At 33.2% G+C, this 16,742-nt stretch carries 18 protein-coding genes, 1 riboswitch and 1 other annotated feature; of the genes, 8 read left to right on the top strand and 10 right to left on the bottom strand.

The genetic code is table 11. The annotated features are described in order from the left end of the window. Positions 1–7 precede the first annotated feature (7 nt). On the bottom strand, positions 8–1,003 hold the full coding sequence (gene dhaK, locus PTA89_RS08325) for a dihydroxyacetone kinase subunit DhaK (RefSeq protein ID WP_099459600.1): 996 nt from the start codon (positions 1,001–1,003) through the stop codon (positions 8–10). A 144-nt stretch (positions 1,004–1,147) separates the two neighbouring features. Here dhaK and dhaQ point away from each other — a divergent pair, with 144 nt between their 5' ends. Then, positions 1,148–2,104: a DhaKLM operon coactivator DhaQ gene (gene dhaQ, locus PTA89_RS08330; RefSeq protein ID WP_268857412.1), complete on the top strand. Its 957-nt coding sequence runs from the start codon at positions 1,148–1,150 to the stop codon at positions 2,102–2,104. Here the strand turns inward: dhaQ and dhaS are convergent, their stop codons facing one another. Together dhaS and brnQ are read right to left on the bottom strand one after the other, a co-directional pair. Beyond that, a complete protein-coding gene (dhaS, locus tag PTA89_RS08335) occupies positions 2,105–2,629 on the bottom strand; it encodes a dihydroxyacetone kinase transcriptional activator DhaS (RefSeq protein ID WP_003709398.1) in 525 nt (174 codons plus the stop codon). It abuts the gene before it with no gap. Between the two features lie 146 nt (positions 2,630–2,775). Beyond that, a complete protein-coding gene (gene brnQ / locus PTA89_RS08340) occupies positions 2,776–4,158 on the bottom strand; it encodes a branched-chain amino acid transport system II carrier protein (protein WP_324177209.1) in 1,383 nt (460 codons plus the stop codon). A 127-nt stretch (positions 4,159–4,285) separates the two neighbouring features. After that, positions 4,286–4,535: a binding site (T-box leader), on the bottom strand. Between the two features lie 161 nt (positions 4,536–4,696). On the opposite strand from brnQ, the gene PTA89_RS08345 reads away from it, so the two are divergent. Beyond that, complete coding sequence (locus tag PTA89_RS08345; protein ID WP_003701014.1) at positions 4,697–4,963, top strand: hypothetical protein; 267 nt, start codon at positions 4,697–4,699, stop codon at positions 4,961–4,963. 54 nt (positions 4,964–5,017) lie between these two features. Here the strand turns inward: PTA89_RS08345 and PTA89_RS08350 are convergent, their stop codons facing one another. After that, positions 5,018–5,848, bottom strand: coding sequence for a DNA/RNA non-specific endonuclease (locus PTA89_RS08350; RefSeq protein ID WP_003709392.1), 831 nt, complete (start codon positions 5,846–5,848; stop codon positions 5,018–5,020). 368 nt (positions 5,849–6,216) lie between these two features. On the opposite strand from PTA89_RS08350, the gene PTA89_RS08355 reads away from it, so the two are divergent. Next, a complete protein-coding gene (locus tag PTA89_RS08355; protein WP_324177210.1) occupies positions 6,217–6,819 on the top strand; it encodes a nitroreductase family protein in 603 nt (200 codons plus the stop codon). A 54-nt stretch (positions 6,820–6,873) separates the two neighbouring features. Here the strand turns inward: PTA89_RS08355 and PTA89_RS08360 are convergent, their stop codons facing one another. Continuing rightward, positions 6,874–8,805, bottom strand: a complete 1,932-nt coding sequence (locus PTA89_RS08360; protein ID WP_099459604.1) for a heavy metal translocating P-type ATPase — start codon at positions 8,803–8,805, stop codon at positions 6,874–6,876. A gap of 122 nt (positions 8,806–8,927) precedes the next feature. On the opposite strand from PTA89_RS08360, the gene PTA89_RS08365 reads away from it, so the two are divergent. Further along, positions 8,928–9,269, top strand: coding sequence for an ArsR/SmtB family transcription factor (locus PTA89_RS08365; protein WP_044005624.1), 342 nt, complete (start codon positions 8,928–8,930; stop codon positions 9,267–9,269). 47 nt (positions 9,270–9,316) lie between these two features. Here PTA89_RS08365 and PTA89_RS08370 read toward each other — a convergent pair whose 3' ends face one another. Together PTA89_RS08370 and PTA89_RS08375 are read right to left on the bottom strand one after the other, a co-directional pair. Then, positions 9,317–11,011, bottom strand: coding sequence for an oleate hydratase (locus tag PTA89_RS08370; protein WP_003709386.1), 1,695 nt, complete (start codon positions 11,009–11,011; stop codon positions 9,317–9,319). A 164-nt stretch (positions 11,012–11,175) separates the two neighbouring features. Beyond that, positions 11,176–11,913 (bottom strand): deoxynucleoside kinase, encoded by a 738-nt coding sequence (locus PTA89_RS08375; RefSeq protein ID WP_003701006.1) that lies wholly within the window; start codon positions 11,911–11,913, stop codon positions 11,176–11,178. Between the two features lie 237 nt (positions 11,914–12,150). Between PTA89_RS08375 and PTA89_RS08380 the strand changes: the two genes are divergently transcribed. The 3 genes from PTA89_RS08380 (at position 12,151) to PTA89_RS08390 (ending at position 13,709) form a co-directional block, all read left to right on the top strand. Further along, entirely contained in the window at positions 12,151–12,618 is a 468-nt protein-coding gene (locus PTA89_RS08380; protein ID WP_014568810.1) for a nucleoside 2-deoxyribosyltransferase, read from the top strand. A gap of 70 nt (positions 12,619–12,688) precedes the next feature. Continuing rightward, entirely contained in the window at positions 12,689–13,396 is a 708-nt protein-coding gene (locus PTA89_RS08385; RefSeq protein ID WP_003705560.1) for an AzlC family ABC transporter permease, read from the top strand. After that, complete coding sequence (locus PTA89_RS08390; protein WP_003705561.1) at positions 13,383–13,709, top strand: AzlD domain-containing protein; 327 nt, start codon at positions 13,383–13,385, stop codon at positions 13,707–13,709. Before PTA89_RS08385 ends, PTA89_RS08390 begins: the two co-directional genes overlap by 14 nt. A 52-nt stretch (positions 13,710–13,761) precedes the next feature. Here the strand turns inward: PTA89_RS08390 and PTA89_RS08395 are convergent, their stop codons facing one another. The 3 genes from PTA89_RS08395 to PTA89_RS08405 all read right to left on the bottom strand — a co-directional run bounded on the left by PTA89_RS08395 (position 13,762) and on the right by PTA89_RS08405 (position 15,791). Beyond that, the gene (locus PTA89_RS08395) at positions 13,762–14,244 is read right to left on the bottom strand and encodes a MarR family winged helix-turn-helix transcriptional regulator (protein WP_003705562.1); all 483 of its coding nucleotides are present in this window, start codon (positions 14,242–14,244) and stop codon (positions 13,762–13,764) included. Between the two features lie 33 nt (positions 14,245–14,277). Continuing rightward, positions 14,278–15,054, bottom strand: a complete 777-nt coding sequence (jag, locus tag PTA89_RS08400) for an RNA-binding cell elongation regulator Jag/EloR (protein ID WP_003705563.1) — start codon at positions 15,052–15,054, stop codon at positions 14,278–14,280. Positions 15,055–15,176: 122 nt separating this feature from the next. Then, a complete protein-coding gene (locus tag PTA89_RS08405; protein ID WP_253006339.1) occupies positions 15,177–15,791 on the bottom strand; it encodes a TetR/AcrR family transcriptional regulator in 615 nt (204 codons plus the stop codon). 178 nt (positions 15,792–15,969) lie between these two features. After that, a riboswitch (TPP riboswitch) is annotated at positions 15,970–16,068 on the top strand. A gap of 77 nt (positions 16,069–16,145) precedes the next feature. Here PTA89_RS08405 and thiT point away from each other — a divergent pair. Further along, the gene (gene thiT / locus PTA89_RS08410; protein WP_324177211.1) at positions 16,146–16,703 is read left to right on the top strand and encodes an energy-coupled thiamine transporter ThiT; all 558 of its coding nucleotides are present in this window, start codon (positions 16,146–16,148) and stop codon (positions 16,701–16,703) included. The last annotated feature ends 39 nt before the right edge of the window (positions 16,704–16,742 follow it).

Consider the following 16,742-nt stretch of genomic DNA (forward strand, 5'->3'; position numbering starts at 1 on the left):
AAGCTTTTTACCATGCAATTGTTTCTACTGGATAATTCAAATAATCTAACCACTTATCTTCAGCTAATTCAAATATTGTTAAGGAAATACCAGCCATTTCAATTGATGTCATATAATTTCCAGCTTTCGTAAATACTGGTTTAACACCTTTTGCTTCCAATGCATCTAGCACATCGTTGCCAAATATATATTGTTCCATTAATGGAGTTGCACCCATACCATTAATTAAAACAGCATATTTTTTATCCTTATTCAAATGAAGTTCTTCATCAAGTTTTTTAATTAATTCTGCTACTAATTCTTTAGATGGCTTAATCTTTTCTCTTCTATAGCCAGGTTCACTATGAATTCCTACCCCATATTCAATTTCATCTTCGGCTAGTTCAAATCCTGGTTTACCAACTTCTGGAACTGTTGCAGCTGATAAAGCTACACCAATAGTCTTTAAATTAGGTAATACTTTCTTAGCTAGTTCTTCTATTTCATCTAAACTTGCACCTTGATCTGCTGCCGCACCTAAGATTTTATGCATTAATACGGTTCCGGCTACACCACGGCGACCTTGTGTATACAAACTATTTTCTACGGCAATATCATCATTGACAATGATTGATTTAACTTCAATATCATCCATTTCTGCCATATCTTTTGCCATATCAAAGTTCATTACATCACCAGAATAATTTTTAATAACTAAAAATACACCTTTGCCACTATCAACAGCCTTGATTGCTTCGTATATTTGATCAGGTGTTGGAGAGGTAAATACTTGTCCTGCAACTGCTGCACTTAACATACCTTTACCTACGAATCCTGCATGTGATGGTTCATGTCCACTACCACCACCACTGACAATACCTACTTTACCTTGCATAGATTCTTTGTCACTACGCACCATTACTTCAGTACCATCAATCTTTTCAATATATTGTGGATATAAACGAACCATTCCGTTAACCATTTCTGGAACAACATCTGCTGGATTATTGATAATTTTCTTCATGACTATACCTCCATGTCGAACTATGATTATTTACAACTTGATTGTATAATATAACCGTTTTCAATTATAGTGGACAATATCTTAAATCTGTCCGTTACTTCATCCTATAAGGTATTATTATACTAATAGTATGGAAGTGATAATATGAGATTAACAAACACACATGATATTTCTTTAGAAAATACAATCCAAGGCATCAAGCTTGCTTACCCCGCTCTCAAGCAAGTCTCAGGGATATTTGGATTTATAGATAGAAATTTTAATGATGAACATATTCCTTTAGTTTCAGGTGGTGGTGCTGGTCATGATCCTGCTCACTGGGGATTTGTTGGACCTGGAATGCTAAGCGCTTCAATTACTGGAGAATTATTTGAACCACCTACTCCAGAAGAAATAATTACAGTTACTAAAAAAACAACTAAACTTAAAAAAGCTTTTTATATTGTTAAAAACTTTCCCAAAGATGTTGCTGCTTTCACTCAAGCTAAAGTAACTTTAGAAGATGAAGATTGGCAAATTGGAATGGTTATTGTTAGAGATGATATTTCGGTAGATTCATCTTTTGAAAAAAGACGGCGTGGCGTAGCTGGAACTGTCCTAATTCATAAAATTCTCGGCTACTATGCCCAAAAAGGAGCTAATATTGATACTCTTGAAATGGTTGGCCAACATTTAACAGAGAAACTAAAAACTATTGGTGTGGCTTTTTCTGGAGATAATTTTAACCTAAAAGATAATGAGATATATTACGGAATTGGTATCCATGGTGAACCCGGCTATCGCAAAGAAGAATTTAAGTCTTCTGAATTACTTGCTAGAGAGTTGATAGCCAAATTGCGCTTAAATTTCCAATGGTATAAAGATGATACATTTGTTGTTCTAATCAATTCTCTAGGTGGGACTACACCTATTGAAAATTTGATTTTTAATAATGATGTTTGTTCTTTATTGTCTTTAGATAATATCAATATTGCATTCGATAAGGTCGGGACTTTTCTTTCATCTTATGGAATTAACGGGATTTCTCTATCATTATTAAAAGTTGAAGATGCTGATTGGCTTCATGCCTTACAAGCTCCCGTTAATGTTCCAGCTTGGTAATTAACTCTCAAAAGAATATTCAATTGCATTAATTGCTTGTTTTACAATTAACTCATAATCTACTGGATTGGGTGTCGTAACATTATGAATTATAGTTGTAGATATACCTAAGCATAGGATCCACATATTATCCTGTGCTTTTTTATTTGAGATAAGTTCCTGTCTTTCTAGCACATGAGCTAATAATACTACCAAATGTGTCGCAAAAATATCTGCTACATTAATCTCGGTTTGTACCGTCAAGCATTCATAGTAGTAGCGTTTATGAGCATCTATTTCGTAAATGAACAACTTTAAGATTTCCTTCCAATGAAGGTAGTCAATATTATTATCAATCGTTTCTTCTAAAATGTCATTTAATTGCCACTCTAACAAATCATATTTGTCTTGAAAGCTATCGTAAAAAGTTTGACGTCTGATATCTAATATTCTCATTAAGGAACTTACTGAAACATGATTAAAACCTTTTTTCATTATCTGTTCACGAAAAGTATTAGCAATTTTCTTTTGTAATATATAACTCACTATTTGCCACCTCATCTAAACAAATTCAAATAAAACCAAATATCTTTTATATAAAATAATAACAAAATTCCCAATATAATTCTAGACAACGTAAAAAGTGCGTATAGCATACACTACACGCACTTCGATATTTTAACATTTATAACCTATTCTTTTTCAGTTACTCCTACAGATACTCTAGCTTTCTTATAGAAGTAAACTCCTAATCCTAATACTAATCCAACTAATGCTGGAACTACCCATGATAATCCGATGCTAGCTAATGGTAAGTAATGCAATCTAAATGCTACAACTGCTTTACCAAATGCGCTTTGACTAACAACTGCTGGGAATGCAACTACCATATCAAAGAATGCTGGAACTACAGTAAATAGAACTACCATGAAGTATACTGCACCATCACGCTTGAATAAAGGTGAAAATACAGATAATAAGATCAATACCATTGATAATGGATATAAGAACATTAACATTGGAGTTGACCAAGCGATGATTTGTTCTAATCCAAAGTTAGCTGTTAAGAATGATGCTAAGCATGATAATGCCAACCATGTGTGATAACTAACCTTTGGAAAATGTGCATGGAAATCTTGAGCAAAAGCTGCAACCAAACCTACCGCTGTTGTTAAACATGTAACTGTGATCAATGTAGCCAATACAGCTTGACCAAATGTACCTGCATAAGCATTAACGATTTGAGAAAATGCTACACCACCATCAGCGGATAATTTAAATCTACCTAATGACATTGCGCCTACAACAATTAGAAGTAAGTAGATTACTGCAACTGCACTCATTGAGAAGAAACCAGCTTTAGCAGTAACGGCAGCAACACTCTTTTCACGTTTTTTACCCATTGCACGAACGGCTGTAACAACAGTAACACCAAAAGCTAAACCTGCCAAAGCATCCATTGTGTTATAACCTTCTAAAAATCCATTAGTAAATGCACCATGTAGATATTGTGCAGTAGGTGCTGCTTGAGAAACACTACCCATTGGTTTTAAGAATGATACCAAGAATACTAAGAATAATAATACCAAAAATACTGGATTTAAAACCTTACCTACATTAGATGCGATGTTATTTTCTTTATATGATAATAAAAATGCTGCTAAAAAGAATAATGCAGAGAAACCAAATAATGCTACTTGTTGATATTGTTGTGGAACTAATGGTGCCAAACCAACCGTAAATGAAACAGTAGCTGTTCTTGGAGTACCAAATAATGGTCCGATTGTAGCATGAATTAATACCATAAATACTAAAGCAAAAGTTGGGCCTAGTGGTAAACCTACATCATAAACACCTTTAGAACGTGTGATTGCGATAGCTAGAACTGATAGCAATGGTAACAAAACACCTGTTACTAAAAATCCTAGTGTAGCAGGAAACCAATTATGACCTGCCAATTGTCCTAAATGTAGTGGGAAAATTAAGTTCCCAGCTCCGAAAAATAATGCAAATAGCAACGAACTAACGACAAAATAATCTTTTTTAGTTAATTTTCTTTCTACTAATTTCTCCATAAAATCATACCCTCATCAAATTCTCATTTATTAGAAAAAATATAGCAACTAATTAAGCACCTTCCGGATTGGTTACTCTCAGTTTGCACGCAATAAAAAAATAGACGCCCCTAAATCGACTACTCGATTCAAGGACGCCTATCGCGTGGTACCACCCTGCATTTATAGCTACATCGCTGCAGCTACCTTTCACGTACGGCCTACGTCTAGGCGATACGCTAACACTGTAATGGGTGTTCCCAATGCACCTTACTCTCACTAGGATTTCGGTACAACACTCGAAAGTGATTTTCATCTGCTTACTGTCTTACTTCCTCTCACCAAACGAAGCTCGCTTAAAGGGCAAACAAATTACTCTTCTTTCTCATTGCGTTCTTTTATATTTAATCTCTATGCTTTGTATTCTAATCATACTGTAATTATTTGTCAACACATTTTTCGGTTTTTTTAACTCCAATATAACAGCTCTCATTTAATTTTCTTACTGAAAGCGTGTTATACTATGGTTGGAGCTTATATTCAGGGAGGTTGATTTATCATGAAAAATTCTTATTATCCAACTACTACTCCAAAAATCGTTGTCTTTGTAGTTACAATTTTGTTGTTTATTTGGACAATTATCGATTCCAACCTAATCCATTTAGGTGGCCTGGCGTTTGCTTCATTGGTTATGTTGATGTTCCATTTTCATTTTTATGAATCAACTTCAGACAAAAATATTTTCAATAAAATAGACTTTATTCTACAATTATTTTTGGTCTTTATTTCTATTATTAAATTTTTTGTTATTTCAGGTGTTAATTAATTTAAATTTTTCAAAAAATAAAAATGGTAAATCAAAAATCGATTTACCATTTTTTTATTTTCTAGTAGCTTGTCCTGTAGCATAATTAATATTTATGTTAGTTTGTACATTAGGCACAAATACATTAAATTCTAGCGAACCATCTGATGATTTAGCTTCCAAATGTGCTCCTGCTGGCACTAGATTATTACCATCATAGACATCTGTCACACGATAACGAACCTGCTTGTTTCTATCTAAAGCTTTTCTTACCAATCCTTCGTAGTAATTTTGTCCAGTAGAGTCTTTAGAAGCTGATTCATTAGCCCATGCAGTTTGAGTAGCTATATTCTTTTCATTAGATTCAGAAGCATCAAACCCTCTAACATTTCCCACAAGCGCATATGCTAATAAATGTCCTCTATCATAAGCATGCTTGAATCTACCAGGCAAATTTTGTACCTGCCTAAATCCTTGTGGCTTCCAACTTGTACGTCCATTTCCTGTAGCTTGGCGATTTTTATATTGACGACTAGTTCTATTTAGCCAAGCATTCGCAACAGTTGGTCGATTCAATGAATCAACCTCATTAACAGCATATGGTGCACTAGAAACTTTTGTATTTAAGTTAGTCTTATTATTATTTACAATGAAAGCTCCTGCCCCATTAAAGCTTAAATTACCACCTAATTGTTGGCGTACATTATCTGTTAATACTACACTTGCTTGTTCCTCAGTAGGAGTGTAATCCTTTTTGTTATATGTACTACTACTTGCAACCTCATTATTAAATGGTGTACTAATATGATTTGTATTAACCCCTACTGCTGCTAAAGCAACCCCTACAGCAACGGTAGCTAACCATCTCATAAATTTATTTGATTTATTTTTCTTTTTTCTTGCCATTTTAACCCTCCGAACACATATTCTAAATAAATTTTACAATACTTTTTAGATTATTTAAAGCATAAAAAAACTCCACAGCTAGGGAAACTGCGGAGAAAAAGGAAATATATTTAAGGGTTATTCCCAGTTCATCAGCTGGGAACTATGCTTTCAAAAAACATACTCTAAACTGAGTACTCACTTATATTACTTTTTATTTTTGAAGATTTTGTGAACTTTTATTGAATAAATTTTTAAGATTTACAAAAAATAAATCAATAATTTTAATTACAAAAAATTAGCATTCTCTCTTTACTTACTTTTTGTAATCTGTTATATTATATATGTACTTATTGAATACAACATAATTGAAAAAGAGGTAATTAATAATGGAATCAAAATTTAACGAATTACAAAAAAAACGTCGCTCAATTTACGCTATTGGTGAAAATGTTACTGCTGATAAAAATGACATCTTTAACTTAGTAAAAACAACTATTCAACAATCTCCTACAGCTTTCCACAGCCAAACAGTAAGAGCTGTTGTATTATTTGGTGAAAAATCAAATAAAGTATGGGACATCGTTGAAGCTAACTTACGTAAAGTTGTTGACGATGACGAAGCATTCAAGAATACTCAGGTAAAAATCGCTAGCTTCCGTGCAGGTTTTGGTACAATCCTTTACTTTACAAACACACCTAAAGTTCATGAATTAGAAGAAGCATTCCCATTATATGCTGATAACTTCGCAACATGGGCAGAACAAGGTATTGGTGGTGCTCAACAAGCTGTATGGACTGCTTTAGCAGAACAAGGTATTGGTGCTAGCTTACAACACTATAACCCACTAATTGATGCTGATATCAAGAAAGAATTTGATCTTCCAGCAGAATGGACATTACGTGCACAAATGCCATTCGGTTCTATCGAAGCTCCAGCTGGTGATAAAGAATTCTTAGACGAAGCTGAACAATTCAAGTTAATCGACTAATTATTAGTCGTTATATATATATCAAAAGCGTTGAGAAAAACTCTCAACGCTTTTTTATGCTTCATTAACTTCTACTTTATACTTTTCTGTTTTAGAGTGTGGATACTTATTTATTTTTTCATTTTCTTCCTTTATCTTCAATAAACGTAAAGCATTTAAAATAGCTATGAAAGTTACCCCTACATCAGCAAATACAGCCTCCCACATTGTCGCTATTCCTAGTGCACCTATCAAAAGGAAAATTGCTTTTACTACTAAAGCAAAGATAATATTTTCCCATACGATTACCTTTGTCTTTCTAGCAATTTTTATTGCTTTGGTAACAGCAGTTGGATTATCTTTCATCAAAACAACATCTGCTACTTCAACTGCCGCATCTGAACCTAATGCCCCCATTGCAACGCCTACATCGGCACTAGCTAAAACTGGAGTATCATTTAAGCCATCACCTACAAAGATCACTTTACCTTTATCACCTATCTCAGATTTGATTTTCTCAACTTCTGTTACTTTATCTTGTGGTAATAATTCGGTCTTTACATTAGGGATAGCTAATTTTTCAGCTACACTTTCCCCAACAATCTTTTTATCCCCTGTAAGCAGGGTAACATTGTCTATTCCTACATTCTTAAGACCTTGAATAGCTACTTTAGCATCAGTCTTTATCATATCTGAGACTTCTATTGCACCAAAATATTCATTATTTAGAGCTACATAGACGACAGTTCCTGTAGTATCTTCTATTGTTGATACTCCGTCAATATGAAGCTTATTCATCAGCTTCATATTACCTACACTAATAGTATCACCTTGATATTCAGCTCTAACACCTAGGCCTACTAGTTCTTCAACATTGCTTACTCGCGCAATATTTCCCGGGTAATTTTTAACAATCGAACGGGCAATTGGGTGTGGAGAAGATGATTCAGCGATTGCAGCTAATTTTACGATTTCTTTCTTGCTTACTCCATTTGCAGGTATAATTTGAGTTACAAAAAATTCACCTCTAGTTAAAGTCCCTGTCTTATCGAAAATAACAGCTTTAGCTTGACTAAGCGCCTCTAGGTAATTGCTTCCTTTAACTAAGATACCAGCCCTAGAGCTTGCACCAATTCCACCAAAATAACTTAATGGTATTGAGATAACTAAAGCACACGGGCAGGAAATAACTAGAAAAATCAAAGCTCGATATAGCCATACTTGGAATTCTTGTCCTAAAAATAATGGTGGGATGCTAGCTAACATGATCGCAGATATTACTATTACTGGAGTATATATCTGAGAAAATTTAGTAATAAAATTCTCTGTCTTTGTCTTTTTTTCACTAGCATTTTGTACTAATTCTAAAATCTTTACTACGGTAGAATCTTTATACTCTTTACTTACTCTTATCCTAAGGGCACTATTTTCAACAATCATTCCACTTAAAACCTGACTATCCTTAGTAACTAACAAGGGTTTGGTTTCACCAGTTAGAGCTGCAGTATTTAAATATGCCTCTCCAGATTCAACAACTCCATCAACCGCTATTTTCTCTCCTGGATTAACAATGATTATGTCACCCTTGTTTAATAACTCTGGCTTAACTTGCTGTAATTTACCATTCAATTCTAAATTAGCATATTCAGGTCGAATATCTAGTAAGTTAGTTATTGATTTTTTAGAATTTTCTATCGCTAAATCTTCAAATATTTCACCTACACGATAAAATAACATAACTGCAATAGCTTCAGAGAATTGTCCAATTGCTAAGGCTCCAACTGTAGCTACCGACATCAGAAAATTCTCGTCAAACCACTTACCATGAAGTATATTTTCTATCGCTTCTTTTAAAATTGGATAAGCTGAAATAATATAAGTTACTATGTACAGAACTATCGTTATATTTTTCGGTATAAAATGAGTGAGAATCAAAAACATTAAGCAAAGTATAATTACTCCACTTTCTTTTTTCTCATCTGGTGACATTCTTTTTATTAAGCTCATAATAAACACCTACTTTCTAAAATATGAATATATGCTCATATATTTACATCTAGAGTATAACACGTTTTCATTTTCCTATCAATCCAGCTTATAACTTTTTTGCGTGTCTTTTTTTGCTAGTAATGGTAGAATTAGTTTTGGTGAACTATATGAAAGAACATTTTGCAAAATTACCTTCAGAAGAAGAAACACAACGTAGTGTCCAAATATTCAAAGCATTTGGAGACTATACTCGCTACAAAATTTTGTATCTATTATATGAACGTGAACTTTCAGTCTCAGAAATCACTTCTAAAATTGGAGTTTCACAATCTGCTATCTCTCATCAACTTAAACTGTTACGTCAAACAGGTCTTGTATCTGGTCGACGTGATGGTCAAAGAATTTTATATAGTTTAGCAGATAAACATATTATTATGATTTTTAAACAAGTCAAAGAACATATCAGTGAAGATGATATTTAAAAAGAGTGCTGAGAAAATTTCAATTCTCTAGCACTCTTTCTTTATCTCTATTCAAACATTCTCTTCGTTGCTCTAAGCAATACTCTTGGATCTTTATCAAAGCGTGGATTCTTAACTAGTTTAGCCTCTGACACTCCTGCAAAATGGAATGCAGCAACTTCACCTGAACGAACTGCACTTTGTTCAGTAAATACCATTTGATATGGTTGTTCTACAAATTCTCCAGTAAATGCTAAGTTTGTAGAATGCTTTGGAATTACTTCTGGACGATCACTCTTAGCACGATTGTTAAATAATGCTGAAGCATATGGCATGTATACTGGGATACAATTGATAACACTGTCCATAATTTCATCTTCTAAGTCCATGATATTGTGTGGACCAGGATCTACTTTAGATAATTGTCCTATCAATTCTTGCAACATTTCTTTACCTGTCATCTTGATATATTGTTTATCAACAAATTCTCCTCGACGACGTGGATATAAGAAGTATCCCCAAATTACAGATTCATTAGCTTTTTGTGTTGTAAAGTGTGGTTGATGATGTACAACAATCGACATATTAACATCTTTATGTCCTAATGGTGTAATAGGTTCAGTTGAAATGAATGAATTTAAAGCATTTCCTGGAACTTGTGTTGTAATTCTAGTGATTTCATTTAATAAAATATGATTCTTAGTTGTTAAAGTAAAACTTACCCATTCTGATGCATCTCTATCATTGAAGAATTTATCAGGATTTCCCAGGTTATAAAATCTTTCGCATGCTTTCTTCCATAATGATGAAGCTGCCCCATAATCCATATTTTCAGGAGCTGGCGTGTTGAAATCACCTAAAGTTGCAGAATCTGTGATAGATCCGTTAGTAAAGAAGACAACTGTTTCATCATCTACAGTTACGTGTTCTACTGTGCCTTGTTCGATGTTTTCCATTTCTAAACCAGTTACAGTAATTTCATCTTGCATTGGTGTATCTTTAAATTCAAAATCTGTAACTCGTCTGTTCATAACAAAATTACATCCTTGTCCTTCAAGATACTTAATTAGTGGTAACATAATACTTTCATATTGGTTGTAACGTGTACGATTTACCCCTACTAAATGTTCAATTTGAGTAAATTCATAAATCATCTGATGCATGTAACGTCTTAATTCTTGAGCTGATGATTGTGTTCTAAATGCAAAAGTTGTTTCCCACATGTACCAGAAATTAGTTTGGAAAATATGTGGTGAATCTTCAAAATATTCTGCAATTGTCACATTATCTAATTTTTCTTCTTGATTATCAGGCATCATCACTAAACGTGAAAGTAATATTCTATCTAGGTTATTTAAACCAAGCTTGTGACCATCAACGATTCCCTTGCCTCCTTGAAGCAAACGAGCCTTATCATAGGTACGATGTTTACTATCAAAATCACGTGTATCTTCAGCAGCCGTCATGCCTGGTTCTGTAACTGAAGGAATTCTGTCCAATAAATCCATCAAATCAACGTATGTACGATAGTTTAACATACGTCCACCACGAGCAATAAATCCCTTTGTATTTTCCATTGGATGATTTTTATTCCAATATTCTTCAGCAGCTTCAGAAGCAGTAGATCCGTCATTAGCACCATGTGTATCTAAAGCATAGAAAGTAATATCTTTACCATTCCAATTTCCTTCTTGAATCAAATAAACTGCACCAGCCATATTTGCTAGACCAGCACCTATCATTATAGCTTTTTTCTTCAACATAAAGATCACCTCACAAAACTATTTAAAAACGTTTTCAATATATATTATAAACTTTTTTGTCGTCACTAAAAGAGAGATTCGACATTTTAATAAAAATGTATCAATATTTAATGGATTTTAATAATATAAAAAAAATCGGACCTAAAGCCCGATTCCTAGTTTTCTTAATTCAAAAATGCTTGATGTTTCTTTCTTAAATGTTCAAATTGTTCTTCACTAATATTACCTAGCTCTAACAATTTATTTTCTACAGTTTCTAGAACTTGAACACGATCTTCCTTACTTTCCATAAAGTCGTATTTATCACCGTCAATGATCAAAAGTGGTGAAGCATCATATTCCTTCATCCAGATATCGTAATGCTTCAATAGTCTTTGATAGTAATCTACCAAGGAAGGATCTTTTTCAATTAATTCATAATCACGACCACGTTTTTCAATTCTCTTAATCATTGTTTCATATGAAACTTTGATTGTGATCATCAAGTCAGGTGATTTTTTATGTGAAGCAAGTGGTAATTCTTCCATCATGTTGTGCAATAAACTCTTATAGATATCATATTCTACTTGAGTTGCGTTTCCCATTTCAGTGTTCATACGCATAAAGATTTCATCTTCATAAATTGAACGATCCAAAATGTTGTTATCATCTTGCATAGCTTTCTTTATCATCGCAAAACGACGATTTAAAAAGAATGTTTGTAACAAGTAAGCATATGGATTAGTTGCTTCCTTATCCCCTTCAGCACGCTTTTTAGCAGCAATTTCATTTCCCTTATAAAAAATTGGTAATACAGGGTTATCCTTTACTGGTTCGTAATATGCCTTAGTCCCTAATTCTTTCGCTAAAATTTCTGTTAAACTTGACTTGCCAGAGCCAATAATACCCGATAATGTAATCAAAATGATTGAAGCATCCTTTCTTTTCTAAATAATATCCATAATTGCGAGCAAAAAAATATGCTACACGCAGCAGCATTTCAATAAAGTTCTGGTATAAACCAGACTATCCTATATAATAATACACATCTTGATCTAAAAAATAAAGAATTATTTTTCGGTATCTTGTATTTAAAATAATATTAAGGTACCATATGTTGTATCATCATTAATTAATATACATATTTAAGGAGAATTGTAATGGCAAAAATTTATCTTGCGGCTCCATTTTTCAGTGACGGCCAACACGAACGTATCAATCAAGTAAAAGAAGCTCTTGAAACTAATAAGACTGTATCTAGTATTTTTGTACCTGAAGAACATTCATATGAACATGCTGAATTTGGATCACTAGAATGGCAAAAAGCTACTTTTACTCTTGATATCAATAATATTTACACGGCTGATGCTGTAGTTGCAATTATTGATTATAAGAAAGAAGAAAGTGATAACGAAGCTGATTCTGGTACAGCTTTTGAAATTGGCCTTGCTTTTGGTACTAATACACCTGTCATTGTAGTTCAATTCGATGCTGAAAAGGAATTAAATCTCATGATTTCTCAAGCTCTTACAGCTTACTTTGACGCAAGCAAAGGTGAATTATCTGATTTAGCAAATTATGATTTCAATGAATTGATGCCTAAATTAGCTAATCGCCCAGTTATCTAAACTCTTTTCACTACCAGTATTATCATGTTACTGGTAGTTTTTTATATATTTTTTTAAGAAGGTGTTATTTATGAATGCTGAACTTAATCGTAAAACAGCAATTAAAGAAGTGCTTCCTACTGCATTCGGCTATATTGGTATTGGAATTGCTTTTGGGATTGTTAGTAAAGCCGCTGGTTTGTCGGCTTTGCAAGCTGGTCTTATGAGCTTGATTGCCTACGGAGGATCTGCACAATTTATTATCGTAAGTATGCTGTTAGTACATAGTCCTATTATTTCCATCATTACAGCTGCTTTTCTCGTTAATTCACGTATGATTTTAATGAGTTTAGTAACTGCTAAATACTTCAAAAACGATAGTATGTTACATAATATCCTAATTGGATCCTTGTTAACAGATGAAAGCTTTGCTTTGGCAATGAATAAACTCAACTATACAAATAATAAACTCAATTTTGCTTGGTTTGACACAGCCAATTGGTTCGCATACTTCGTCTGGTTTTTCTCTTCAGTTTTAGGTGCTTTAGTGGGAAATTTTATCGAAAATCCCACTAATCTAGGAATCGATTTTGCCTTGGTAGCTATGTTTATAGGTTTGTTATACCTACAAATGATTTCTGATAAGTCATTAAAATTAAGTCTACAGCTTTTAGTAGTAGTTGCTACCTTTATCCTTGTTTATTTAGGACTTATTTTTATACCTAGCAATCTTTTAATTATTATTGTCACATTATTAGGGTGTGCAGTAGGGATGGTGTTGAAACATGTCCTCTTTTAATTATGTCTTACTCACAATCATTGGTTGTGGATTTGCAATGTGGCTTTCAAAAGTACTGCCATTTATTTTACTTAAGAAATTCTCTTTACCAGCAATTGTTATTGAATATCTGAGCTTCGTTCCAATTGTTATTATGTCTGCCTTGTGGTTTAGTCAACTTTTCACTCAACACTTGGGACATCTTCCTAACATTAACTGGGAAAATCTTCTGGCATCTTTGCCAACCTTAATCAGTGCTATTATTTCTAAAAATCTTTTGGTCACAGTTATTGTGGGGATTATCTCATTAGCTCTCATTCGTATGGTAATTTAAAAGGCTATGCAGCTTAACATTGGTAAGCTACATAGCCTTTTAACATCTTCAATTATGAACGTAATCTTCTTCTTTGGCGTTCTTCTAATTCACGGTTATTATCGTAAATCTTGTCCCCAATTTCTTTAACAAGCTCAACGTTCTTCTTATATTCTGCTTGTGTCATATCAATATTTTCAAAACAATCTTGTACGTGTGATTTAATTTCTGCTTCCATTTTAACTGAGTAGTCTGTTAAGGAAACAAATACCTTACGTCCATCTTCACCTGTACGTTCACGAGTTACCCAACCATTTTTTTCCATACGTTTCAATAATGGTGTCAAAGTACCTGTATCTAGGCCTAAACGTTCACCTAATTCTTTGATCATCATTGGGCGTTGTTCTTCCCATAATACCAATAATGTGATGTATTGTGGGTAAGTTAACTTAAATTCTTTCAATGATTCTGTATAAAAACGATTATAGAATTTTTGAGCTGTGTAAACAGCAAAACATAATTCATTTTCTAATTTATTTGGCTTATGTTCTAACATATTACCGTCACTTCTTTCTTTTTAATTATTATATTAAAATTTAGCTTTTGCTGGTGCAATAATTACATAACGATAAGGCTCTGAACCTCGCGAAAAAGTTTTAACATGCTCATCTTTAGCTAAGGATGAATGAATAATTTTTCTTTCAAACGCTGGCATTGGCTCTAAACTAATTTGACTTCTAGAAATTATAGCTTCATGTGCTTTTTTCTGAGCTAAATTGTTCAAGGTTTCTTCTCTTCGCTCACGATAATCAGCTACATTTAACATAATACGAATTCTTCGATTATTATTTTTATGCTTATCGAAGTAATCTTGCGCTAGTAGTTGTAAGGAATTTAACGTTCTACCATGTTTTCCTATTAATAAACCTTCTAGTTCAGTATCAAAATTATAGTAAACTACCCTTTTTCCTTGGCTAACATCTATAACAGCCTCTATTCCCATCTGCTTAGTTATATCAGCTAGATAGTAACCTAAATTTTGAATAACCACATCTAAATTATTTTGATTTTCTTCTTCTACTTTCTCACTATTTATTTCAATGTTTTTACTATCCTCGTTATCTAAAGTTTCTGATTCTCTATCTACTTGATCCTCAGATACAATCTCTAATTGAGGTTTAGTATCACTTTCAGTTTGCACACTTGAGTTTACAGTCAATTCTATAACTGCTGGCTTTTTTCCTAACCCCAGGAATCCTTTGCGACCATGAGAGATGACTTCAATCTCTACATTTTCTCTATCTACACTCAAATCTTGCAATCCTTTACTTATGGCAGAATCAATAGTTTCTCCCGTGTATTGCATCAAAATCTTCCCCCTTCCACAATTTTTATCAAACTACTATTATATTTTTTTGCCATAAATTGCACAAATAATTATATCATGAAAACTTATTTTAAACTATATAATTTTGCACAAATAGTATACTATTCCTTTATTGGTCTAAATAAATGATATGGAGAAATAATTTGGATTTTCCCTAAAATATCAAGGAATTCATCGATACTTTCCATTGATTCTTTATTATGGTTTGATACCCAAATTCTAATCGTACTTATGATTTCACCTGCAAATATCCCCTCTGCATATCTGGTAGGTATCATTGTCCCATACGTTATTTTATGAAAAGAATTACGAATAGTTATTTCTTCTTTTAATAAATCCATAAAATCATGATAAAAATCTATTGTTGCATTTCTTGAAAATAAAGTACGCACCATATCACTATTTTCATTAATAAAAACGGCTAATTTATAAAATTCATCATGTGTTGATAAATACTTTTCTTCATCTGTCTGCAATCTGCGAACTTCAAACTGTTCAATGACTTTTCTATCGGCTTCCATCGCCTGTTTAATACCTTTTAAAATCCTACTTCTAACATCATACAAAAATTCATACTTATCTTTATAGTATATATAAAACGATCTACGACTAATACCGGCGGCAGCTACCAATTCCGCGACTGTCAACTGGTTAAATGATTCATTTTCCAAAGCCTTAACCAGTCCACTCTCCAACTTGAGTTCTGTCTTTTTCAAAATTCATCCAATCCTCTCTGTTTTGTACACTCATTAAAACAGTTCTTTTTCAGTATACAGGAAAAAAACGAGCTTTCATATCTTTTATTTCACAAATGATTTCAGTAAGCGTCACCCTTGAAATTGAATACCTTTTCATTTATAATGTGCCTTGTACAATATTATGTGAAGATAGATTGACTAGCACAAGGGGAGCCTTTTTGGCTGAGAGTGAAGTTATTCAGACCCTTTGAACCTGTTCGTTAATGCGAGCGTAGGAATGTGTAGTAAATCAGATATAACTACAAATAAATCTGATATTCATACCGTCTTTGTGTTGGCTCTAATCGAGTTCACACAAGGAGGGACTTTTTTATGTACAAAGAAAAACTATTAATTTTATTAGAAGGCGCTTTGATGGCTGCGATTGCCACTGTACTAAGTGCTGTTGTACCAACGGTTGAATGGTTCGATATTTCTTTGGGAATTATTCCAATCGTAATTTTTAGTATTCGCCGTGGTCTAAAAGCTGGTCTTTTGTCTGGATTACTTTGGGGATTACTTCCAATTTTAATTGGTCGTGCTTCTATTCTTACAGTTACTCAAGGAATTTTGGAATACCCTGTAGCTAACATGGTTGTTGGTTTAGCTGGAATTTATTCCAATCAAATTAAACAAGCTTTGCACAATAATGATTGGCATGTAGTTTTCAGTCGTAGTTTGATAGCTGTTTTTATCGCAGTTTTCGCTAAATATTTCTGCCACTTCATTGCTGGCATTATTTTCTGGGGATCCTATGCACCAAAAGGTATGAGTCCTGTACTTTACTCCTTATTTGTTAATGGTGGTAGTTTCCTATTCAATTTAGTCTTAGCCGGCATCGTTGTCGTTGCTTTAGAAAGAAAAGCAGATCGAATATTTGCATTATCTTAATTCGATATTTTTATAGTCTGGAAATTCTATTGTAATTTT

It is taken from the genome of Ligilactobacillus salivarius (genome assembly GCF_035231985.1).
Lineage (GTDB): Bacteria > Bacillota > Bacilli > Lactobacillales > Lactobacillaceae > Ligilactobacillus > Ligilactobacillus salivarius.